The sequence below is a fragment of the Peptoniphilus sp. BV3C26 genome, assembly GCF_000478985.1.
GTDB classification, from domain to species: domain Bacteria; phylum Bacillota; class Clostridia; order Tissierellales; family Peptoniphilaceae; genus Peptoniphilus_B; species Peptoniphilus_B koenoeneniae.
Genome location: NZ_AWXB01000020.1, coordinates 1 through 566, shown reverse-complemented (window position 1 = coordinate 566; position 566 = coordinate 1). Strand labels below are relative to the sequence as shown.

Sequence of the window (566 nt, the reverse complement as noted above, 5' to 3'; positions counted from 1 at the left end):
GTTTGATAAAAACGCATATATTGAATCCCTTGTAAATACTTCCGTTCTTATCTTAGATGACTTGGGAATTGAAAGGGATACAAGCTATGCTAAAGAGCAGGTATATAACATTGTCAATAGCAGGTACCTAAAACAGAAACCAACAATTTTCACAACAAATCTTTCCTACGACACAATCCAAAATTGTAAGGACAGTGTTGAATATCAAAGAATCTATTCAAGAATTATTGAAATGTGTATTCCCGTTATGGTTGTAGGCGAGGATTTCAGAAAGTTTATTCAAAGAGATAAGCTAACTCGCAATAAAGATAGATTACTGAACGGAGGTGAGAGGACTTGATTAATGAAGAAATTGCAAGAAAAACGCTCAACATGGAAGTGAGAGCTGGCAAAGTAACAGGCAAGATACTTTTGGATTTGATAAGGAAGTTACTGAAAGAAGCAGAGAAAATCGGTGGACTTGAAAAGCTCGTTGGGAGTAAAGGGAATGAAGTAAAACTAAAAGATATGGTTAAAAAAGGACAGCTTGAAGAGATACCAGTAGAAGAAACAGAATTGAAGGAACT

At 35.3% G+C, this 566-nt stretch carries 1 protein-coding gene and 1 pseudogene; both read left to right on the top strand.

All coding sequences use genetic code 11. The features are described 5' to 3' along the window. The coding region (locus HMPREF1253_RS02365) for an ATP-binding protein (RefSeq protein ID WP_023055158.1) at positions 1 to 340 on the top strand (340 nt) is incomplete at its 5' end. Beyond that, positions 337 to 566: pseudogene (locus tag HMPREF1253_RS02360) on the top strand (PcfB family protein); the annotation flags it as partial. The gene HMPREF1253_RS02365 and the pseudogene HMPREF1253_RS02360, both read left to right, overlap by 4 nt.